Origin of the sequence: Rhodovulum kholense (genome assembly GCF_003053725.1) — a bacterium.
In the GTDB taxonomy this organism is placed as follows: Bacteria; Pseudomonadota; Alphaproteobacteria; order Rhodobacterales; family Rhodobacteraceae; genus Rhodovulum; species Rhodovulum kholense.
This window is the reverse complement of the sequence record NZ_QAYC01000003.1, coordinates 271,998-291,146: the sequence shown is the minus strand read 5'-3', so window position 1 is coordinate 291,146 and position 19,149 is coordinate 271,998. Positions and strand designations below refer to the sequence as shown.

The 19,149-nt window shown below is 71.7% G+C and carries 19 protein-coding genes and 1 riboswitch; of the genes, 13 read left to right on the top strand and 6 right to left on the bottom strand.

What is annotated here, in order from left to right:
• Nucleotides 1-10 precede the first annotated feature (10 nt).
• Genes cobN through cobJ form a run of 4 tightly spaced genes read left to right on the top strand, consistent with a single transcriptional unit; the run spans nucleotide 11 to nucleotide 5,442 of the window.
• Nucleotides 11-3,349 carry a cobaltochelatase subunit CobN gene (cobN, locus tag C8N38_RS06120; RefSeq protein WP_108024929.1) on the top strand — a complete coding sequence of 1,113 codons (3,339 nt, stop codon included), beginning with the start codon at nucleotides 11-13 and terminating at the stop codon, nucleotides 3,347-3,349.
• Complete coding sequence (locus C8N38_RS06115; protein WP_108024927.1) at nucleotides 3,339-3,968, top strand: precorrin-8X methylmutase; 630 nt, start codon at nucleotides 3,339-3,341, stop codon at nucleotides 3,966-3,968. Before cobN ends, C8N38_RS06115 begins: the two co-directional genes overlap by 11 nt.
• On the top strand, nucleotides 3,965-4,693 hold the full coding sequence (cobI, locus tag C8N38_RS06110) for a precorrin-2 C(20)-methyltransferase (protein ID WP_108024925.1): 729 nt from the start codon (nucleotides 3,965-3,967) through the stop codon (nucleotides 4,691-4,693). The genes C8N38_RS06115 and cobI overlap by 4 nt, the downstream gene beginning before the upstream one ends.
• Nucleotides 4,690-5,442 carry a precorrin-3B C(17)-methyltransferase gene (cobJ, locus tag C8N38_RS06105; protein ID WP_108024924.1) on the top strand — a complete coding sequence of 251 codons (753 nt, stop codon included), beginning with the start codon at nucleotides 4,690-4,692 and terminating at the stop codon, nucleotides 5,440-5,442. Before cobI ends, cobJ begins: the two co-directional genes overlap by 4 nt.
• On the opposite strand, the gene C8N38_RS06100 is transcribed toward cobJ, so the two are convergent.
• The gene (locus tag C8N38_RS06100) at nucleotides 5,415-6,170 is read right to left on the bottom strand and encodes a cobalt-precorrin-6A reductase (RefSeq protein ID WP_108024922.1); all 756 of its coding nucleotides are present in this window, start codon (nucleotides 6,168-6,170) and stop codon (nucleotides 5,415-5,417) included. The genes cobJ and C8N38_RS06100 overlap by 28 nt on opposite strands.
• Between C8N38_RS06100 and cbiE the strand changes: the two genes are divergently transcribed.
• Genes cbiE through cobF form a run of 6 tightly spaced genes read left to right on the top strand, consistent with a single transcriptional unit; the run spans nucleotide 6,169 to nucleotide 11,297 of the window.
• On the top strand, nucleotides 6,169-7,368 hold the full coding sequence (gene cbiE / locus C8N38_RS06095) for a precorrin-6y C5,15-methyltransferase (decarboxylating) subunit CbiE (RefSeq protein WP_108024921.1): 1,200 nt from the start codon (nucleotides 6,169-6,171) through the stop codon (nucleotides 7,366-7,368). The two genes, C8N38_RS06100 and cbiE, sit on opposite strands and share 2 nt — an antisense overlap.
• Nucleotides 7,350-7,733 carry a cobalamin biosynthesis protein gene (locus C8N38_RS06090; protein ID WP_425440024.1) on the top strand — a complete coding sequence of 128 codons (384 nt, stop codon included), beginning with the start codon at nucleotides 7,350-7,352 and terminating at the stop codon, nucleotides 7,731-7,733. Before cbiE ends, C8N38_RS06090 begins: the two co-directional genes overlap by 19 nt.
• Nucleotides 7,730-8,506, top strand: a complete 777-nt coding sequence (cobM, locus tag C8N38_RS06085; protein WP_108024919.1) for a precorrin-4 C(11)-methyltransferase — start codon at nucleotides 7,730-7,732, stop codon at nucleotides 8,504-8,506. Before C8N38_RS06090 ends, cobM begins: the two co-directional genes overlap by 4 nt.
• Entirely contained in the window at nucleotides 8,499-9,815 is a 1,317-nt protein-coding gene (locus C8N38_RS06080) for a cobyrinic acid a,c-diamide synthase CobB (RefSeq protein ID WP_108024917.1), read from the top strand. Before cobM ends, C8N38_RS06080 begins: the two co-directional genes overlap by 8 nt.
• Nucleotides 9,812-10,546 (top strand): uroporphyrinogen-III C-methyltransferase, encoded by a 735-nt coding sequence (gene cobA, locus C8N38_RS06075; RefSeq protein ID WP_108024915.1) that lies wholly within the window; start codon nucleotides 9,812-9,814, stop codon nucleotides 10,544-10,546. The genes C8N38_RS06080 and cobA overlap by 4 nt, the downstream gene beginning before the upstream one ends.
• Nucleotides 10,539-11,297 carry a precorrin-6A synthase (deacetylating) gene (gene cobF, locus C8N38_RS06070; RefSeq protein WP_108024913.1) on the top strand — a complete coding sequence of 253 codons (759 nt, stop codon included), beginning with the start codon at nucleotides 10,539-10,541 and terminating at the stop codon, nucleotides 11,295-11,297. The genes cobA and cobF overlap by 8 nt, the downstream gene beginning before the upstream one ends.
• A 105-nt stretch (nucleotides 11,298-11,402) precedes the next feature.
• Here the strand turns inward: cobF and C8N38_RS06065 are convergent, their stop codons facing one another.
• The 5 genes from C8N38_RS06065 to C8N38_RS06045 are packed head-to-tail and all read right to left on the bottom strand — an operon-like array spanning nucleotide 11,403 to nucleotide 14,902.
• Nucleotides 11,403-12,053, bottom strand: coding sequence for an energy-coupling factor ABC transporter ATP-binding protein (locus C8N38_RS06065; protein WP_108024911.1), 651 nt, complete (start codon nucleotides 12,051-12,053; stop codon nucleotides 11,403-11,405).
• Nucleotides 12,040-12,813, bottom strand: a complete 774-nt coding sequence (cbiQ, locus tag C8N38_RS06060) for a cobalt ECF transporter T component CbiQ (protein WP_108024909.1) — start codon at nucleotides 12,811-12,813, stop codon at nucleotides 12,040-12,042. Before cbiQ ends, C8N38_RS06065 begins: the two co-directional genes overlap by 14 nt.
• Before the next feature lie 4 nt (nucleotides 12,814-12,817).
• Entirely contained in the window at nucleotides 12,818-13,483 is a 666-nt protein-coding gene (locus tag C8N38_RS06055) for a cobalt ABC transporter permease (protein ID WP_170120303.1), read from the bottom strand.
• The gene (gene cbiM, locus C8N38_RS06050; protein ID WP_108024907.1) at nucleotides 13,480-14,097 is read right to left on the bottom strand and encodes a cobalt transporter CbiM; all 618 of its coding nucleotides are present in this window, start codon (nucleotides 14,095-14,097) and stop codon (nucleotides 13,480-13,482) included. Before cbiM ends, C8N38_RS06055 begins: the two co-directional genes overlap by 4 nt.
• Before the next feature lie 10 nt (nucleotides 14,098-14,107).
• Complete coding sequence (locus tag C8N38_RS06045; protein ID WP_245895534.1) at nucleotides 14,108-14,902, bottom strand: DUF4198 domain-containing protein; 795 nt, start codon at nucleotides 14,900-14,902, stop codon at nucleotides 14,108-14,110.
• Between the two features lie 137 nt (nucleotides 14,903-15,039).
• Nucleotides 15,040-15,249, bottom strand: a riboswitch (cobalamin riboswitch).
• 104 nt (nucleotides 15,250-15,353) lie between these two features.
• Here C8N38_RS06045 and cobO point away from each other — a divergent pair.
• From cobO to C8N38_RS06030, 3 genes are all read left to right on the top strand, one after another.
• Entirely contained in the window at nucleotides 15,354-15,983 is a 630-nt protein-coding gene (cobO, locus tag C8N38_RS06040) for a cob(I)yrinic acid a,c-diamide adenosyltransferase (RefSeq protein ID WP_108024905.1), read from the top strand.
• 145 nt (nucleotides 15,984-16,128) lie between these two features.
• On the top strand, nucleotides 16,129-17,643 hold the full coding sequence (locus tag C8N38_RS06035; protein WP_108025098.1) for a cobyric acid synthase: 1,515 nt from the start codon (nucleotides 16,129-16,131) through the stop codon (nucleotides 17,641-17,643).
• On the top strand, nucleotides 17,640-19,091 hold the full coding sequence (locus C8N38_RS06030; RefSeq protein ID WP_108024903.1) for a cobyric acid synthase: 1,452 nt from the start codon (nucleotides 17,640-17,642) through the stop codon (nucleotides 19,089-19,091). Before C8N38_RS06035 ends, C8N38_RS06030 begins: the two co-directional genes overlap by 4 nt.
• The last annotated feature ends 58 nt before the right edge of the window (nucleotides 19,092-19,149 follow it).

Genomic DNA, 19,149 nt, shown 5'->3' with positions numbered 1-19,149 from the left:
GGCCGCCCCCATGCATGTCGTCTTCCGCGAAAGCCACGGGCTCGAGGAAACCGCCGTTCCGACGGATCTGGGTCAGGACCCGGCCGATCTGGCGGTGCTGTCCTTTTCAGACAGCGATCTCGGGGCCTTCGCGGCGGGCTGGCATCGCGGCGGCGGCCCCGAAGGCCGCATGCCCACCCTGCGGCTTGCCAATCTCGCCGCCCTGATCCATCCGCTGTCGGTCGATACCTATACCGAGCGCACGCTTTCGGCGGCGAAGGGCATCCTGATCCGGCTGATCGGCGGACGTGCCTACTGGGAGTACGGGCTGACCCAGATCGGGGCGCTGGCCCGCGCGCATGGCATCGCGCTGGCCGTGCTGCCCGCGGACGGACGGCCAGACCCCCGGCTCGACGCGGCGTCGACCCTGCCGATCTCGACGCTCAGGCGGCTCTCCGAACTTTGCGACGAGGGCGGCGCGGTCGCGGCGCAGGCGGCACTGGCGCAGCTGGCGCTGGCCGCGGGGCTTTACGCCGCGCCCGTGATCGGCACCAAGACCGTGCCCGAAATGGGCGCCTGGAGCCCCGAGGGCGGCGCCGTGCCCGCGCCCGACCTGTCGCCGGCGGATGCCCCACGGATCGTCCTGACCTTCTACCGTGCCTATGTCACCGCCGCCGATCTCGGCCCTGTCGAGGCGCTTTTCGACGCGTTCCGGGCGCGTGGCTGCGCCGTCACCGGGCTTTTTGTGCCGTCCCTGAAGGCGCCCGAGGCGGCGCGCTGGCTGGCGGACCAGCTGCGCGCCCTGAGCCCTGCCGCCATCGTCAACGCCACCGCTTTTTCCGGCAAGGGCGAGGATGGCAGCTCGGCGCTGGACGCGGCGGGCGTGCCGGTCTTTCAGGTGGCGCTGTCCGCCGCGCCGGAAACCGCCTGGGCCGAGGCCGAGCGCGGGCTTTCCCCCGCCGATCTCGCCATGCATGTGGTCCTGCCCGAGGTCGATGGCCGGATCTTCGCGGGCGTTGCGTCCTTCAAGGAGGCGGGCACCCGCGACCCCGACCTGCAATTCGCCCGCATCGCCCATCGCGCCCATCCGGGCCGGATCGCGGCCATCGCCGACCGCGTCATGGCCTGGACCGGCCTTGCCCGCACATCGCTGGCGAACCGCCGCCCGGCGCTGGTGCTCTCGACCTATCCCGGACGGCCCTGGCAGATGGCCCATGCCGTCGGGCTCGATGCGCTGGCCTCGGCCGAGGCGGTGCTGGAGGATCTGACTCGCGCCGGTCTTCCGGGCGCCCCGGCCGGGGATCTTGCGGGCGATCCGGCGAAAGATCTGGCTGAAAACCTGGCGGGCGCCCTCGGCCGCGAGACCCTGAGCTGGCCGCTTGCAGATTACCAGACCGCGTTGGCCGCCCTGCCCGCCGCCTTGCGCGACGCCCTGTCGGACGCCTGGGGCGCGCCCGGGGCCGATCCGGCCTGCCGCGACGGCGCCTTTCATTTCGCGGCCACCCGGCGCGGCGCGGCGCTGGTCGCGCTCCAGCCCGAGCGCGGCACGCCCGAGAGCCGCGAGGGCGATTATCACGACCTGTCGCGGGTGCCGCGCCACGGCTATGTCGCCTTCTACCTGTGGCTGCGCCGCGCCATGGGCTGCGATGCGCTGATCCATATGGGCGCGCATGGCACGCTGGAATGGCTGCCCGGAAAGGCGGTCGCGCTGTCCGAGGCCTGCTGGCCCGAGGCGCTGATCGGCGATCTGCCGGTGATCTATCCCTTCATCGTCAACGATCCCGGCGAGGCGGCGCAGGCCAAGCGCCGGATCGGAGCCGTCACCCTCGGCCACCTGCCGCCGCCCCAGCGGCGGGCGGGCGTCTCGGACCGGCTGGCCCGGCTCGAGGAGCTGCTGGACGAGTTTTCCAATGCCGACGGGCTCGACCCGCGCCGCCGCGACCGACTGATGGCCGATATCCGCGCCGAGGCGCAGGCGCTGGGCGTCGAGGCCGATCTGGGGCTGGACCCGGGCCTCTCGCCCGCCGAGGCCATCACCCGCATCGACCGCTTCGTCTGCGACGTGAAGGAAAGCCAGTTCGGCGACGGGTTGCATGTCTTCGGCCGCCGCCCCGAGGCCGCCTCCGGCTTCGACACCTCCCCCTCCGTCGCGGCCGAAAGCGCTGCCCTTCTCGGCGCGCTGCAGGGCGCCCCGGTCGCGCCCGGCCCCTCGGGGTCGCCCTGGCGCGGGCGGTGCGACGTGCTGCCGACGGGGCGCAACCTCTTCACCACCGATCCGCGCGCGGTGCCGACACGATCCGCCCATGCCCAGGGCGTGCGGCTGGCCGAGGATCTGGTGCGCCGCCACCTGCAGGACCATGGCGACTGGCCGCGCCAGTTGGTCGTCGATCTCTGGGGCTCGGCCACCATGCGCACGGCGGGCGAAGATTTCGCCATGGCGCTGCACCTGCTGGGCGTGAAGCCGGTCTGGGACGAGGGCTCGGGCCGCGTCTCGGGCATCGAGGTGCTCCCCATCGCGCTGCTCGACCGGCCGAGGCTCGACGTGACCCTGCGCGTCTCGGGGCTCTTCCGCGACGTCTTCCCGTCGCTTTCTGCGCTTTATCAGCAGGCCATCCGCGCGCTCGGCCAGCGCGACGAGGCCCCCGACTGGAACCCCTATGCCGGACGGCCCGAAACCCCGCGCGTCTACGGCCCCGCGCCGGGGATCTACGGGATCGGCCTGGAAACGCCCGAACCGACCGAGGCGGGCCGTCAGGCCGCTGGCGCCGCCTGGCTCGCCGCCAGTGCCTGGGCGCTGGACGGGGCCGAGGCGCGGCGCGACGCCGAGGGCATCCGCGACCGGGTCGCGGGGGCCGAGGCCTTCGTTCATGCCCAGGACCTGCCCGAGACCGACCTGCTGCTGGCGGCCGACTATGCCCGGCACGAGGCGGGCTTTGCCGCTGCGCAGGGCGTCACCGGGGGCCGCGCCGCGCTTTACCATCTGGACAATACCGACCCCGCCCGACCCCGCACCCGGACCCTGAGCGAAGAGATCGCACGCGTCGTCCGCGCCCGGGCCACCCACCCGGCTTGGCTGGCAGGGATGCAGCGCCACGGCTTTCGCGGCGCGGCCGAAATCGCTGCGACGCTCGACCACATGGCGGCCTTCGCCCGTCTGGCGGGGGTCGTGCCCGACCACCTTTTCGACCTCTATTTCGAAGCCACGCTGGCCGATCCGGGCTTGACGGCCTTCCTCGAAGAGGCCAACCCGCAGGCGCTCGCGGCGATGCGGGCCGAATTCGCGGCGCTGGCGCGGGACGGGCTCTGGCGGACCCGCCGGAACTCGATCGCCGCCGCGCTGACAGATCTGGAGACCCCGAATGCCCCATGAGTACGAAAAGGACGGCGCGGCGATCTACCTGCACTCCTTCGCCACGATCCGGGCCGAGGCCGATCTGGCCCGCTTCGACGCCGATGAGGAACAGGTGGCGGTGCGGATGATCCATGCCGCAGGCATGGTCGAACTGGCGCCCCATATCCGCTTTTCACCGGGCTTCGTGACAAAGGCCCGCGCGGCGCTCGAGGGCGGCGCGCCGATCCTCTGCGATGCGCGCATGGTGTCCGAAGGGATCACCCGCAAGCGCCTGCCCGCAGATAACGAGGTGCTCTGCACCCTGCAGGCCGAGGGCATCGCCGAACGCGCCGCCGCCATGGGCAACACCCGCTCGGCCGCCGCGCTGGAACTCTGGCGGCCGCATCTCGCGGGCGCGCTGGTTGCCATCGGCAATGCGCCGACCGCGCTGTTCCACCTGCTGAACATGCTGGAAGACCCCGCCTGCCCGCGCCCCGCCGCCATCATCGGCTGCCCGGTGGGCTTCGTCGGCGCGGCCGAGTCCAAGGACGCGCTCTGGGCGGACCAGCCCGTGCCCTGCTGCATCGTCGAGGGGCGCCTGGGCGGCAGCGCCATCGCCGTCGCCGCCATCAACGCGATCGCCAGCCGCAAGGAATGACCATGGCAACCGTCTACGGCCTGGGCCTCGGCCCGGGCGACCCCGACCTGATGACCGTCCGCGCCGACCGCCTGCTGCGGGGCGCGCGCCATGTGGCCTTCTTCCGCAAGGCGGGCTGTGAGGGCCAGGCCCGGTCCATCGTCGCCGATCTGATCCCCGAGGGCGCCGCCGAGCACCCGATGGAATATCCCGTCACCACCGAAATCCCCTTCGACGATCCGCGCTACAACGAGATCCTCGCGGCCTTCTACGCGGACTGCACCGCGCATCTGAAGGCGCTGGCCGAGGCGGGCGAGGACGTGGTCGTGCTGTGCGAGGGCGACCCGTTCTTCTACGGCTCGTTCATGCATCTCTATACCCGCCTCAAGGACGATGTCCCGGTCGAGGTCGTGCCCGGCATCACCGGCATGTCGGCGGCCTGGACGGCGACCGGCGCGCCGATCACCTGGGGCGATGACGTGCTGTCGGTGCTGCCCGGCACCCTGCCCGAGGAGGACCTGATCCGGGGCCTGCGCGCCGCCGATGCGGTCGTGGTGATGAAGATGGGGCGCCATCTGGGCAAGCTCCGCCGCGCGCTGCTGATGGCGGGCCGGGCCGACGAGGCCTGGATCGTCGAATATGCCTCGATGAAGGGGCAGACGGTGACCCGGCTCAAGGACTATCCCGGCACCTCGGCGCCCTATTTCTCGATTGCCCTGATCCACGGGCGGGGGCGGCGGCCGTGACCGGCTGGGTCGCCATCGCAGGCCTTGGCCCGGGCGCCGAGGCGCTGGTCACGCCCGAGGTCACCGCGACGCTCGCCGACGCCACCGACGTCGTGGGCTACATTCCCTATGTGGCGCGGGTCGCGGAGCGGCCCGGGCTGACGCTCCATGCCTCCGACAACCGGGTCGAGGTGGACCGCGCCCGCCATGCATTGCAGATGGCCGCCGAGGGCCGCCGCGTCGTCGTGGTCTCGTCGGGCGATCCGGGTGTCTTCGCCATGGCCGCCGCGGTCTTCGAGGCTTTGGAGGCGGGCGCGCCCGACTGGCGCGATCTCGAGATCCGGGTGCTGCCCGGCATCACCGCGATGCTGGCCGCCTCGGCCCGGGCAGGCGCGCCGCTGGGCCACGATTTCTGCGCGATCAACCTTTCCGACAATCTCAAGCCCTGGGCATTGATCGAAAAACGCCTGCGGCTCGCGGCCGAGGCCGATTTCGCGATGGCCTTCTACAACCCGCGCTCCAAGGCCCGCCCCGAGGGCTTTGCCCGGGTGCTGGAGGTGCTGCGCGCGGCCTGCGGCGACGACCGCCCGGTGATCTTCGCCCGCGCGGTCTCGACGCCCGAGGAAAAGCTGACCGTCGTGCCCCTGACCGAAGCCCGCCCCGAGATGGCCGACATGCGCACCGTGGTGCTGGTCGGGTCCTCGCTGACCCGGGTGCTGCGCGCGGGCGACCGGCCGCTGGTCTACACCCCCAGATCCGCCCCGGAATGAGCGAGCCAGTCCAGAACCTCGTCGGGATGCGCCAGTTCCCGCCGCGCGGGCAGGACGGGACGGTCGATCATCAGGACCGGCAGGCCCAGCGCCCGGGCCGCATCGATCTTGGCCCGCGCGCCCGTCCCGCCCGCGTTCTTCGACACGACAAGCTCGGTGCCATGCCCCTCCATCAGCGCCCGGTCGCCCGCTTCGGTGAACGGCCCGCGCGAGACGATGACATCGGCCTGCGGCAAGGGCAGCGGCCCCTTCGGCGCATCGACCAGACGCAGCAGATAGCGGTGCTGGGGCTGGGCCGCGAAGGCCTCCAGATGCATCCGCCCCACCGCCAGGAACACCCGCCGGGGCGGCCCGGACAGCGCCGCGACCGCAGATGCGATGTCGGGCACATGCCGCCAGGTGTCAAGCAGCCCGGCCATCCAGGCGGGACGGGTCAGCGCGACCAGCGGCAGGCCGAGGGCCGCGCAGGCCTCGACCGCGTTGCGGCTCATCTGGGCCGCGAAGGGATGGGTCGCGTCGATCACATGGGTCACGCCCTCGGCGCGCAGATAGGCGATCAGGCCCGGCACGCCGCCAAAGCCGCCCACCCGCATCGGAATGGGCTGGGCCTTCGGCGTCTCGACCCGGCCTGCCAGCGACAGCGTGGCCTTGAGCCCGGTGCCCGCCAGCCGCGCGGCCAGCGCCGTCGCCTCGGTGGTGCCGCCAAGGATCAGAAGGGTGGGACGCATGGCTGAGACTCCGTGGCTGACCATCGTGGGGCTTGGCGAAGATGGCCCGGACGGGCTGCCGCCTGCAAGCCGTGCGGCGCTGGAAGAGGCCGAAATCGTCATGGGGCCGGCCCGGCATCTGGCGCTTCTGCCGGATCTCGCGGCCGAGAAGGTCGACTGGCCCGTGCCCTTCGCCGACGGGCTGCCGCTCCTGCAGGGCCTGCGCGGGCGCCGGGTCGCGGTGCTGGCCTCGGGCGATCCGTTCTGGTTCGGCGCAGGCAGCGTTATCGCACGGACCTTCGCGCCCGAGGACTGGCGCGCCCTGCCCGGCCCTTCGGTCTTTTCGCTGGCCGCCGCGCGGCTTGGCTGGCCCTTGGAGGCCACCCATTGCGCCGGACTCCATGCCGCCCCCTTCGCCCGGCTGCGCCCCCTGCTGGCGCCGGGCTTCACTGCCATCGTCACCCTTCGGGACGGCGCGGCGGTGGCCGAGTTCGCGGCCTTCCTGACCGAAGCGGGCTTCGGCGACAGCCGCCTTCACGTGCTCGAGGCCCTTGGCGGCCCGCGCGAGCGCATCCGCGAGACCACCGCCCGCGCCATGGACCTGGAGGGTATCGCCCATCCGGTGGCCGTGGCGCTGGAAACGGCGGGCGACGGCCCCGCCATTCCCGCCGCCTCGGGCTGGCCCGACGGCTTTTTCGACAATGACGGCCAGATCACCAAGCGCCCCGTCCGCGCACTGACGCTGTCGGCGCTGGCCCCGCTGCCGGGCGAGCATCTGTGGGATATCGGCGGGGGTTCGGGGTCGATTTCCATCGAATGGCTCGCCCGTCACCCGAGGATGCAGGCGACCGCCATCGAGACCGATCCCGTCCGCGCCGAACGCATCGCCGCCAATGCCGCGGCCCTCGGGGTCGAGCGGCTGCGTGTCGTCACCGGCCGCGCGCCGGAGGCGCTCGAGGGGCTCGCCGCCCCCGATGCGGTCTTTGTCGGCGGCGGGCTCTCGCAAGAGCTGCTGGAGACGCTCTGGGCGCGCCTTCCCCCCGGCACGCGGATCGTCGCCAACGCCGTCACGCTCGAATCCGAAGCGCTGCTGGCCCTCTGGCAGGCCGCCCATGGCGGTGAGCTTTTGAGGATCGAGCTGGCCGAGGCCCGCCCGCTGGGCCGCAGGCGCGGCTGGCGCGCCGCCTTCCCGGTGGTGCAATGGACCGTCCGGCGGTGAGGGTCGCAGGCTTTGGCTTTCGGGCCGCCGCGACCGAGGCGAGCCTGACGGACGCGCTCGCGCGCGCGGGCGGGCCCACCGGGCTGACGGCGCTGGCCGCGCCCGCCGACAAGGCCGCCGCAGCCGCGATCACCGCACTGGCCGCGCGGCTGGCCCTGCCCATATGCCCGGTCACCGCCGACGCGCTGCACCGCCCCGCCACGCCGACCCGATCGGCGCAGAGCCTCGCCCGTCGCGGGACCGGATCGGTCGCCGAAGCCGCGGCCCTTGCGGCCTGTGGCGAGGGGGCTCGCCTTCTGACCCCGCGCAAGGTATCGAACGACCGGATGTCCACCTGCGCCATCGCAACGAAAGACCTGCCATGACCGTCCATTTCATCGGTGCCGGGCCCGGCGCCCCCGATCTTCTGACCCTGCGCGGCCGCGACCTGATCGCCGCCTGCCCGGTCTGTCTTTATGCCGGATCACTGGTCCCCGAAGAGATCCTCGGCCATTGCCCCGAGGGCGCGCGGATCGTGAACACCGCGCCGCTGGATCTCGATGCCATCATCGCCGAGTGCAAGCGCGCCCATGAGGCCGGGCAGGACGTGGCGCGGCTGCATTCGGGCGATCTGTCGGTCTGGTCGGCCATGGGCGAGCAGATCCGGCGGCTGAAGGCCGAAGGCATCCCGGTCAGCGTGACCCCGGGCGTGCCGTCGTTCGCCGCCGCCGCCGCCGCGCTCGGCACCGAGCTGACCCTGCCCGGCCTGGCCCAGTCGGTGGTGCTGACCCGGACGCCCGGCCGCGCCTCGTCGATGCCCGAGGGCGAGAGCCTGGCCAATTTCGCCGCGACCGGCGCGACGCTGGCCATCCATCTCTCGATCCACAATCTCGCGAAGGTGGTCGCGGATCTCGTGCCGCATTACGGCGCCGATTGCCCGGCCGCCATCGTCTACCGCGCCAGCTGGCCCGACCAGCAGATCCTGCGCGGCACGCTTGCGACGCTGGAAGCGGCGCTGCCCGAGGACATCGAGCGCACCGCGCTGATCCTTGTCGGCCGCAGCCTCGGCGCCGAGGGCTTCGACGAAAGCTGCCTTTACGATCCCGATTACGACCGGCGGTTCCGGCCGCGCTCGGCCCGGGCGGGCAGCGATGGCTGAAAGGTCGCCGGGTCTGGTGATCGCGGCGCCCGCCTCGGGCAGCGGCAAGACCACCGTCACGCTGGGGCTCCTTCGGGCCTTCCGCGCGGCGGGTGTTGCCGTGCAGCCCTTCAAGAACGGCCCCGATTACATCGACCCGGCCTTCCATGCCCGTGCCTCGGGACGGGCCTCCTACAATCTCGACCCCTGGGCAATGGACGAGGGTCTGCTGGCCACGCTGGCGGCCGAGGGCCATGGCGCCGATCTGGTGATCGCCGAGGGCGCGATGGGGCTTTACGACGGCACCCTGACGCGCGGCGTCGCGGGCCATGGCACAAGCGCCGAACTGGCGCGGCGCTTCGGCTGGCCGGTGGTGCTCGTGATCGACGTCTCGGGGCAGGCGCAATCGGCGGCGGCGGTCGCCCATGGCTTTGCCAGCCATCCCGACGCCCCGCCCCTCGCGGGCGTGATCCTGAACCGCGTCGCGGGCGCGCGGCACGAGGCGATGATCCGCCCCGAAATGGCCCGGCTCGGCATCGCGGTCCTGGGTGCCCTGCCCCGCCGCCCCGACCTCACCCTGCCCGAACGCCATCTGGGCCTCGTGCAGGCGGGCGAGCAGGCCGATCTGGAGGCGCGGATCGACGCCATCGGCCAGTTCGTCGCCGAGCATGTCGAGCTAGACGCGCTCCGCGCCGCCGCCCGGCCCGGGATCTCGGGCACCACGGGCAACTGGCCCGCCCCCCCGGCCCAGCGCATCGCGCTTGCGCGGGATGCGGCGTTTTCCTTCGCCTATCCGCATCTTCTGGAAGGCTGGCGCCGCGCGGGCGCCGAGATCCTGCCCTTCTCGCCGCTGGCCGACGAGGCGCCTGACGCGGGCGCCGATCTGGTCTGGCTGCCCGGCGGCTATCCCGAGCTTCATGCGGGCAGGATCGCCGGGGCCGCGCGGTTTCTGAAGGGCCTCCGCGCCCATGCCGGAACCCGCCCCGTCCATGGCGAATGCGGCGGCTACATGGTGCTGGGTGAGACCCTGATCGACAAGGACGGCACGGCACACGCAATGGCGGGGCTTCTGGGCCTTGTCACCAGCTTCGAAAGCCGCCGCCTGCATCTGGGCTATCGCCGGGCAGAACTGCTGGCGCCGATGCCCGGCCACGCCCCCGGCACGAGGCTGCGGGGCCATGAATTCCATTATTCGACGATCCTTTCCCAGCCCGACGCGGCCTTGGCACGCGTCACCGATGCCAATGGCGCCGAGCTGGCCGAAACCGGATCGCGGCGCGGCCCGGTCACGGGCAGCTTCTTTCACCTGATCGCGGAGGACCCAAGATGAGCGGTTTCGTGAGCTTCGTGAGTTCCGGCCCCGGCGATCCCGAGCTTCTGACCCTGAAGGCGGTCGACCGGCTGTCAAAGGCCGATGCGGTCCTGTTCGACGATCTGTCCTCGGGGCCGATCCTGGGCCACGTGCGGCCGGGCGCCGATCTGGTCGGCGTCGGCAAGCGCGCGGGCCGGGCCTCGCCCAAGCAGGACCATGTCAGCCGCCTGCTGGTCGACTACGCCGCCTCGGGTCAGCGCGTGGTGCGTCTCAAATCGGGCGATTCCGGGTTGTTCGGACGGCTCGAAGAGGAAATCACCGCGCTGCGGGCGGCGGGTATCGGTTACGAAGTCATCCCCGGTGTCACCTCGGCCTGCGCGGCGGCGGCGGCGGCGGGCATTCCGCTGACCCGGCGGCTGACCGCCCGGCGGGTGCAGTTCGTGACCGGCCATGACGTGACCGGCGACCTGCCCCGCGACATCGACCTGGCCGCGCTGGCCGACGAACATGCGACGACGGTGGTCTATATGGGCAAGCGCACCTTCCCCGCCTTGGCCGGGGCGCTGATCGCGCGCGGCCTGCCCGGCACCACGCCCGCGCTGCTGGCCGAGGGCGTGGGCACGCCCGATCAGGCGCTGACCCGGACCACGGTCGCGGACCTGGCGGCACGTCTGGCCGAGGCCCCGGGGTCGGCCGCGCCGGGTCTGATCCTGTTCGGGCCGCTGGTCGAGGAGGCCTCCGATGCATGAGCTGTTCCTGATCGGCATCGGCACCGGCAACCCCGATCACATCACCTTTCAGGCCGCCGAGGCGATCCGCGGCGCCGATCTGATCCTGATCCCGCGCAAGGGCGCCGACAAGGCCGACCTCGCCGATCTGCGCCGCCAGATCTGCGCGCGCGTGATGGGCGAGGACGCAAGCGACCGGATCGCCGAGTTCGACCTGCCCGTCCGCGACGCCTCGGGCGACTATCGCGCGGGCGTTCTGGACTGGCACGACGCCATTGCCGGGGTCTGGACCGACACTGTCGCCGCCGCCAGCCCTGCGCCGCGCAAGGTCGCGCTGCTGATCTGGGGCGATCCCTCGCTGTACGACAGCTCGCTGAGGATCGCGGCGCGGCTGTCGCCTGCGCCCAAGATCACCGTCATTCCGGGCATCACCGCGATCCAGGCGCTCTGCGCCGCCCATCGCATTCCGCTGAACGAGATCGGCGCGCCGGTCGTCATCACCACGGGGCGGCAGATCCGCGACCATGGCTGGCCCGAAGGGGCCGATACCGTGGTCGCGATGCTCGATGGCGGCTGCGCCTTTCAGACGCTGGCGCCCGAGGGCATCCGGATCTGGTGGGGCGCCTATCTGGGCATGGCCGAGGAAATCGTCCTGTCAGGGCAGCTGGCCGAGGCCGGGCCCGAGATCCTGACAACCCGCGAAGAGGCCCGTGCCCGGCATGGCTGGCTGATGGACATCTACCTGATGCGCCGAAGTCAGAAGCGGGGCTGAGACCGGCGCGGACCGCCGGGGCTGACGGCTGACGCCGGAGCCGACCGCTTGCGCCGGGGCTGACGGCTGACGCCGGGGCTGACCGCTGATGCGGGGGCTGAGGGCTTACGCCGGAACCAGCCGCCCGGCGCTGAGCCGCATTCCCTCGGGCGCGATGCGCGCGCGCATCTCTGCGTCATGGGTCACCAGCAGGATGGCCTGCGGCAAGCCTTGCAGGATCGCGACCAGCCGCTCGGCATTCTCTTCATCCAGCGCATTGGTCGGCTCGTCCAGAAGCAGCACCTCGGGCTCCATCGCCAGCACGGCGGCAAGGCTGACCAGCCGCTTTTCGCCGCCCGACAGCCGGTGGGTGACCCGGTCCTTCAGATGCATGAGGTCAAGCCGGGTCAGAACCGCCTCGACCTGCTCCATCGCCGCCGCGCGCCCAAGCCCCAGATTGAGCGGCCCGAAGGCCACGTCCTCGGCCACGGTGGGGCAGAACAGCTGATCGTCGGGGTCCTGAAACACCAGCCCCGCCCGGCGGCGCACCTCGTGGAAGTCGGGCTCGGCCCGGCGCTCCTGCCCGAAGGCCCGGATCTGCCCCGATTGCGGGACGAGAAGCCCCACCATCAGCTGCAGAAGCGTCGACTTGCCCGACCCGTTCGCGCCCGCGATCGACAGCCGCTGGCCCGCCTCGAGGGTCAGGCTCGCGCCTTGCAGGATCCTGGGCCGGCCGGGATAGCCGAAAACGAGCCCGTCGAGGTCAAAAAGCGCCATGGGCGACCTCGGCAACCAGCATCGCGATGAGGATCGCCCCCAGCCCCGCGCCGAAGACCGCGTCGCGCGGCCCGTAGGCGAAGGCAGCGAGGACCGGCATCCGGCCCGAAAAGCCCCGGCATTTCATCGCCGCCAGCACCCGTTCGGACCGTTCGACCGCGCGGACCAGCATCATGCCGACCAGATAGCCCAAGCTGCGATAGCTGTGCCAGGACGTGCCCGGCCGGAAGCCCCGGACCTTCATCGCCCGGCGCAGCCGCAGGTGTTCGGCGCGCAGCACCTCGATATAGCGGATGGTGAACAGCAGCAGATGCACCAGCCTCTCGGGCGTGCCCAGCCGGTGCAGCGCCTGCCCCATCACCGCCGGTTCCAGCGTGCCCGCCAGCGACAGCAGCGCCAGAACGACGGCATTGGCGGTCAAGAGGATCTCGGCCGAATGGACGATCCCCTCGCGCGAGGCGGCAAATCCCAAAAGCGTGAAGACCGGATCGCCGGGCGTGGTGAAGGGCAGCATGGCGATCAGCAGGAAGATGAACCCGTCCATCGCCGCCATCCGCCGCAGCGTCGGGCCGACCGCCCGCCCCGACAGCGTCATAAAGGCGATGGCAAGGATCAGCGCGGCCAGCAGCAGCGGCAGCCAGGAACAGGCGACGGTCACGCAGGCAAAGCCCGCCGCCCCGATCAGCCGCGCGCGGGGATCGATCGCGTCGAGCGCGGCGCCCTCCGGCCCGGCGCGGTCCTGCATCAGGATGTCGGACATGCCCCTATCCCTTCAGACGCCGGCGCGCGGCGATGTAGAAGCCAAGCCCGAAGAGCCCCGCGATATAGCCGATCCCGCCCAGGATCGACTGCAGGTCGTTCCGTTCGCGATAGGCGGCGATCTCGCGCCGGAGCGGGCGCATCTCGTCGCGGACGATCCGTGCGATCTCGGCCTTGTCGGTGTCGCTCAGCCCCGGCGCGGCGACCAGCGGCACCGCCGCCAGCGCTCCGGAGGCTGCCCCGGCGGGCGCCCGATCCAGGGGGAAGGTCGAGGGATTGCCCGCGCCGGTTTCGTCCCCCGTGCCAGGGGCGGCCCCGGTTTCGGCGGCGGCCCGGGCGGCGGGGCTGTCGAGGATCGCGGCGACCTCATCGGCGCTCAGGGTGAATTCGGCGACATGGCCCGCGCCCAGATCGGCGCGGAAGACATGGGCGACGGCGGCGGTCGGGCGGTAGGTGAAGATGCCGTCGCCATCGGTCCGGGTCTCGCCCAGCCGGGTGCCCGCCGGGTCGAAGACCTCGACCAGGGCATCGGCGGCCATGTCGCCATTCGAAAAGCCGATCTCGCCCTCGATCAGCGCGCCGTCGGCATAGGCCCCGCCGATCACCTTGTGGGCCAGCGCAGGCAGCGGCGCCATCGCAAGCGCCAGGGTCAAAGCAAGGGGTCGGATCATCGTTGGGGTCCTTGAACTGTCGCGAAGAGGTCGGGCTTCACCTGGGCGGCAAGATAGACGGCGGCGGCGGTCAGAAGACCCTCGACCGCCATCACCGGGATATGGGCCAGAAAGACCAGCCGGGCGGCGGGCAGGAAGGCCTCGCCCGACAGCGCCAGCGCGAGACCGACGCCAAGCGCCGTCAGCGCGATGGCCAGCGCCCCGCCCATCCCGGCCCAAAGCGCGGCGATCCGGGGGGTGCCGCGCGCAAGACCCCGGCGGCAGAGATAATGCACGATCACCGCGGGCAGCGCGATGTTCAGGGTATTGACCCCCAGCACCGTCAGCCCGCCGAACCCGAAAAAGACCGCCTGCAGCAAGAGCCCCACGAACAGCGCCGGAAAGGCGGCCCAGCCGAGCACCAGCCCGGCCAGACCGTTCAGGATCAGGTGCACCGAGGACGGGCCGATGGGCACATGGATCAGCGAGGCCACGAAGAAGCTGGCCGAGAGCATCCCGGCAGCGGGGATCTTTTCCAGCGTCAGATCGCGCAATCCGCGCGCCACGCCCCCCACCGCCAGCACCGCGCCGCCGATCACCACGGGCGCCGCCAGCGCCCCGTCCACGATATGCATGGGCCCGCCCCTATTTCAGATCGAAGGCGCGGATCCAGAGCACCGCATCCTGGCTGAGCTCCTTGCCCTCGAACGCGGTATCGGGGCCCACGCCCAGCGCGGCAAAGCCCCAATAGCCTGCCTTGGGCACGCCGAAAGTGAAATAGCCGTTCTCGTCCGACACGGCCACGATCGCGCCACCCGGCAGCGGCCCGGCGGTCGCGGGCTTGGGCGCGCCCGTGGCCATGTCGGGCTCGGCCGCCATGTATTCGATCTCGATCTCGGCACCCGCGACAGGCTGGCCCGCCGACAGCACCCGCCCGGTGAAGGTCGAGCCCGCGATCACGTTATAGGGTTTGACCAGCGGCACGATCTCGGCCTTCAGCCCCTGCGCGCTGTCCCAGTCGGTCGGCATCTGGCCGCGATTGAGATAGGTCTTGGTGATCTGCTGGATGTAGATATCCTCGGAGTCCTCGTAATAGGGCGCGGGCACCGTCACCAGCACGTAGTCGCCCATCCGCTTGACCGGCAGGCTGCCGTCCCAGGCGACGGCCTCGTTCAGCGGACCGCGGAACACGGTCTGGCTGAGGCTGGATTTGAGGTCGATCTTCTCGCCGCGATGGATGGCGTAGAATTCCAGCGGTTCGCCCATGTCCATGACCGGGCCGCTTTCCTGCGGGTGCCAGAAGATCAGCTTGACCGGCACGTCGCCGGGCGCGTCGATCAGGCTTTCTTCGGTATAGGCCAGCTGGAAATGCGCGGCGGCCACCCCGGGAACGAGGGTCAGGGCCAGCGCGGCGGTTACGAGATTGCCGTGGAAGATCAAGGTCGTTGCCTTTCAACAGGGGCGGCCGGACAGGCCGCGGGTGAAAGGACGAGGGGATGAGAGGCTCGAACGGGTCGCAACGCGGCCGATCCGGGCCAGACGCGCACCCCGGCGTCCGGTGGAAACCGCCTCCCTTGCGGGAAAACGGGCGGCCGGCAGGTCTCCTGGCTTGCGGGTCTCAGCTTGGCTGGCCTTCCCGGGGGGTATCCCCAGTGGCGTTCTCAGCCGTGCTCGCCGCTTACAGTTGCGGGGGCAGCCGCGGACTTGCCCCTTGCGGGGGCGCACCGCGTTCCCTTTTCACGTCCGGACCCTCGGGGCCCGGGCGAACCGGTCACGCCTCCGTCATTGCAAGCGGCTCGGGACTTGTCAATCGGCACGACCGCCGCGCGGCCCGGGTTTGACGCTGGGCCCCCGCCCGCTAAGCTGTCCCCGACACGCGCAAGGAGCCCCCATGACCGACGAGACCGCCGATACCGTTGCCGACGACGCCCGCCATGCCGCCAAGATGGCCAGGAAGAAGGCCGCGCGCGACAAGATCATGGCCGGGAAATCCGGCGAGAAGGGGCTGATCCTCGTGCATACCGGCACCGGCAAGGGCAAGTCTTCCTCGGGCTTCGGGATGATCCTGCGCTGCATCGCCCATCAGATGCCCTGCGCCGTGGTCCAGTTCGTCAAGGGCGCCTGGGACACGGGCGAGCGGCGGCTTCTGACCTCGCATTTCGGCGATCTCTGCCAGTTCCATGCCATGGGCGAGGGCTTTACCTGGGAAACCCAGGACCGCGCCCGCGACATCGCCGCCGCAGAAAAAGGCTGGGAAAAGGCGAAAGAGCTGATCCGCGATCCCGCCATCCGCATGGTGCTGCTGGACGAGATCAACATCGCGCTGCGCTACGGCTATCTCGATGCCGACCGCGTGGTGGCCTTCCTGCAGGCCGAAAAGCCGCCCCTGACCCATGTCGTGCTGACCGGCCGCAACGCCCCCGAGGCGCTGATCGAGGCGGCCGATCTGGTCACCGAGATGACGCTGGTCAAGCACCCGTTCCGGTCGGGCATCAAGGGCCAGCCCGGCGTCGAGTTCTGAGCCGCGCTTGACATCCGGAAAGGCCCGTCCGACACCCCTGCCGAACGCCGCAGGAGCCCCGATGACATCCCACAGGACCCCGAGCCCGCCTTCCGACCTGCCCCCCGACGACGCCGCGCCGCCGATGCCCGAGATTTCGGTGCCGATGCTCGATCCTGCCCCGCCGCGCCGGGCGAAGGCGCTGATGTTCCAGGGCACCAGTTCGGACGTGGGCAAGAGCCTGCTGGTCGCGGGGCTCTGCCGCGCCTATGCGCGGCGGGGCGTGAAGGTGGCGCCCTTCAAGGCGCAGAACATGTCGAACAACGCCGCCGTTGCCGCCGACAGCGACCTGCCCCCCGGCCCCGACGGCGAGGCCCCGAGGGGCGAGATCGGCCGGGCCCAGGCGCTGCAGGCCCGGGCGGCGGGCCTGCCTCCCTCGATCCACATGAACCCGGTGCTGCTGAAACCCCAGGCCATGGTCGGCTCGCAGGTGGTGCTGCGGGGCCGCGCGCTCGGCAACTGGCCCGCGCGCCATTATCACGAACTCAAGCCGAAGCTCCTGCCCGCGGTGATGGACAGTTTCAACCGCATCGCCGCCGAAGCCGATCTGGTGCTGGTCGAGGGCGCGGGCTCGGGCACCGAGACCTATCTGCGCAAGAGCGACATCGCCAATATGCGCTTTGCCGAGGCCGCCGACCTGCCGGTAGTGCTGGTCACCGATAACGACCGGGGCGGCGCGATGGCCGCTGTCGTGGGGTCCTGGCTGCTGCATACCGAACCCGAGCGGGCGCGCGTCGCGGGCTTTCTGGTGAACAAGTTCCGCGGCTATTTCTCGCTTTACGACCCGGCCTGCCGCAGCATCGCCGAGATCACGGGCTGGCCGCTTCTGGGGGTCGCGCGCTGGTTCGACGAGGCCTCGCGCCTGCCCGCCGAGGATGCGCTGGCGCTGGAACGGCCCGCTTCGGGCGGCGGGCACGGGCTGGTGATCGCGGTACCGCTGATCGCAAGGATGGCCAATTTCGACGATCTCGATCCGCTGTCGGCCGAACCGGGCGTCGATCTGCGCTGGGTCCGGCCCGGCGAGCCGATCCCGGCCGAGGCCGATGTCGTGCTGCTGCCGGGGTCCAAGACCACGCGGCCCGCGCTCGACTCGCTCCGCGCCAATGGCTGGGACATCGACATCCTCGCGCATCTGCGCCATGGCGGGCGCGTGGCGGGGATCTGCGCGGGCTTCCAGATGCTGGGGCGCACCGTCCGCGACCCGCAGGGCCTCGAGGGCCCGCCGGGCGAGACGCCGGGGCTGGGGCTTCTCGACATCGAGACCGAGATCGGCCCCGAGAAGCGGCTGGCCGAGGTCGACGCGCTCGACACCGTCAGCGGCGCCCGGGTCACCGGCTACGAGATGCATATGGGCGTGACCCGCGGTCAGGGGCTCGAGCGGCCGTGGCTGATGCTGAACGGCCATCCCGAGGGCGCGCTGTCGGCCGACCGGCGGGTGATGGGCTGCTATGTGCACGGGATCTTCGGCGCCGACGGGTTCCGGCGGCACTGGCTGACGGCGATGGGGGGCCGCGCCTCGGGGCTTGACCATGCCGCGCGGATCGAGGCCACGCTGGATGCGCTGGCCGACCAGCTCGAGACCGATCTCGATCTCGATGCCCTGCTGACGCTGGCCCGATGACCGCCCGGCGGCTCATGGTTCTGGGCACCGGCTCGGACGTGGGGAAAAGCCTGCTGGTCGCGGGGCTGGCCCGCGCCTATGCCCGGCGCGGGCTGAAAGTCGCGCCCTTCAAGGCGCAGAACATGTCGAACAACGCCGCCGTGACCGCCGATGGCGGCGAGATCGGCCGGGCACAGGCGCTGCAGGCCCGCGCGGCGGGCGTGGCCCTGTCGGTCGACATGAACCCGGTCCTGCTGAAGCCCGAGACAGACATCGACTGTCAGGTCGTGCTGCGCGGCCGCGTGCTGGGGCGGCAGTCGGCCAGCGCCTATCAGGCGCTGAAACCGACCTTGCGGGCCGAGGTCGTGGCCAGTCTGAACCGGTTGTCCGAGGCCCATGATCTGGTGCTGGTCGAGGGCGCGGGCAGCGGGGCCGAACGTTATCTGCGCCCGCAGGACATCTCGAACATGGGGCTGGCCGAGGCCGCCGATCTGCCCGCCGTCCTTCTGGGCGACGAGTCGCGCGGCGGCGTGACCGCGGCCGCCATCGGCCATCACCGGCTCTGGACCGAGGCCGAGCGGGCGCGGGTCGCGGGCGTCATCGTGACCAAATTCCGCGGCGATCCGGCCGTCTTCGCCCCTGCCGCGGCCGAGATCCGCGCCGAGACCGGCTGGCCGGTGCTGGGGCTGTTGCGCTGGTCCGAGGCCGCGCGCGCCCTGCCCGAGGAAGATTCGCTGGGACTCGGGCGGCGCGGCGGCCGGGCCGGCCGGCTGGTGATCGCGGTCCCCGAACTGCCCCGGATCGCCAATTTCGACGATCTCGACCCGCTGGCGGCAGAGCCCGACGTGGACCTGCGCTGGCTGAAATCCGGCCAGCCGGTGCCGGGCGATGCGGATGCGGTGATCCTGCTGGGGTCGAAGACCACGCGGCCCGCGCTCGAGGCGCTTCGGGCCGAGGGCTGGGACATCGACATCCGCGCCCATCTGCGCCGGGGCGGGCATGTGCTGGGGCTTTGCGCGGGCTATCAGATGCTGGGCCGCGTCGTGCGCGACCCCGAAGGCATCGAGGGACCGCCGGGCGAGACGCCGGGGCTCGGGCTTCTCGACATCGAGACGGTGATGACCGGCGACAAGCGGCTCGTTGCGGTCGACACGCGCGATGCGATCAGCGGCGCCCGCGTCACCGGCTATGAAATCCATGCCGGGCGCGTCTCGGGGCCGGGAACCGACCGGCCCTGGCTGCGGCTTGACGGCCAGCCCGAAGGCGCGGTCTCGGCCGATGGCCGCATCCGGGGCAGCCATGTGCACGGGCTTTTCGGCGCCGACGGGTTCCGCGCAGCCTGGCTCGCGGCGATGGGCGCGACCGCCGCCGAGGCCGGCCCCGACCGGGTCGAGGCCGCGCTCGACCGTCTGGCCGACGAGATCGAGGCCGATCTGGACCTCGACGCCCTGCTGACGCTCGCGCGCTGAGCCCCCGGCGCCCGGCGCCCGCCGGACGCGACCGACGCTTGCGAACCCCGCCCGCCGC

What these genes read in the sequence shown, in the direction of transcription:
- cobN (WP_108024929.1), top strand. Translation starts at nt 11, where the DNA reads ATGCATGTCGTCTTCCGCGAAAGCCACGGGCTCGAGGAAACCGCCGTT.
- C8N38_RS06115 (WP_108024927.1), top strand. Translation starts at nt 3,339, where the DNA reads ATGCCCCATGAGTACGAAAAGGACGGCGCGGCGATCTACCTGCACTCC.
- cobI (WP_108024925.1), top strand. Translation starts at nt 3,965, where the DNA reads ATGACCATGGCAACCGTCTACGGCCTGGGCCTCGGCCCGGGCGACCCC.
- cbiE (WP_108024921.1), top strand. Translation starts at nt 6,169, where the DNA reads ATGGCTGAGACTCCGTGGCTGACCATCGTGGGGCTTGGCGAAGATGGC.
- C8N38_RS06100 (WP_108024922.1), bottom strand. Translation starts at nt 6,170, where the DNA reads ATGCGTCCCACCCTTCTGATCCTTGGCGGCACCACCGAGGCGACGGCG.
- C8N38_RS06090 (WP_425440024.1), top strand. Translation starts at nt 7,350, where the DNA reads ATGGACCGTCCGGCGGTGAGGGTCGCAGGCTTTGGCTTTCGGGCCGCC.
- cobM (WP_108024919.1), top strand. Translation starts at nt 7,730, where the DNA reads ATGACCGTCCATTTCATCGGTGCCGGGCCCGGCGCCCCCGATCTTCTG.
- C8N38_RS06080 (WP_108024917.1), top strand. Translation starts at nt 8,499, where the DNA reads ATGGCTGAAAGGTCGCCGGGTCTGGTGATCGCGGCGCCCGCCTCGGGC.
- cobA (WP_108024915.1), top strand. Translation starts at nt 9,812, where the DNA reads ATGAGCGGTTTCGTGAGCTTCGTGAGTTCCGGCCCCGGCGATCCCGAG.
- cobF (WP_108024913.1), top strand. Translation starts at nt 10,539, where the DNA reads ATGCATGAGCTGTTCCTGATCGGCATCGGCACCGGCAACCCCGATCAC.
- C8N38_RS06065 (WP_108024911.1), bottom strand. Translation starts at nt 12,053, where the DNA reads ATGGCGCTTTTTGACCTCGACGGGCTCGTTTTCGGCTATCCCGGCCGG.
- cbiQ (WP_108024909.1), bottom strand. Translation starts at nt 12,813, where the DNA reads ATGTCCGACATCCTGATGCAGGACCGCGCCGGGCCGGAGGGCGCCGCG.
- C8N38_RS06055 (WP_170120303.1), bottom strand. Translation starts at nt 13,483, where the DNA reads ATGATCCGACCCCTTGCTTTGACCCTGGCGCTTGCGATGGCGCCGCTG.
- cbiM (WP_108024907.1), bottom strand. Translation starts at nt 14,097, where the DNA reads ATGCATATCGTGGACGGGGCGCTGGCGGCGCCCGTGGTGATCGGCGGC.
- cobO (WP_108024905.1), top strand. Translation starts at nt 15,354, where the DNA reads ATGACCGACGAGACCGCCGATACCGTTGCCGACGACGCCCGCCATGCC.
- C8N38_RS06035 (WP_108025098.1), top strand. Translation starts at nt 16,129, where the DNA reads ATGCTCGATCCTGCCCCGCCGCGCCGGGCGAAGGCGCTGATGTTCCAG.
- C8N38_RS06030 (WP_108024903.1), top strand. Translation starts at nt 17,640, where the DNA reads ATGACCGCCCGGCGGCTCATGGTTCTGGGCACCGGCTCGGACGTGGGG.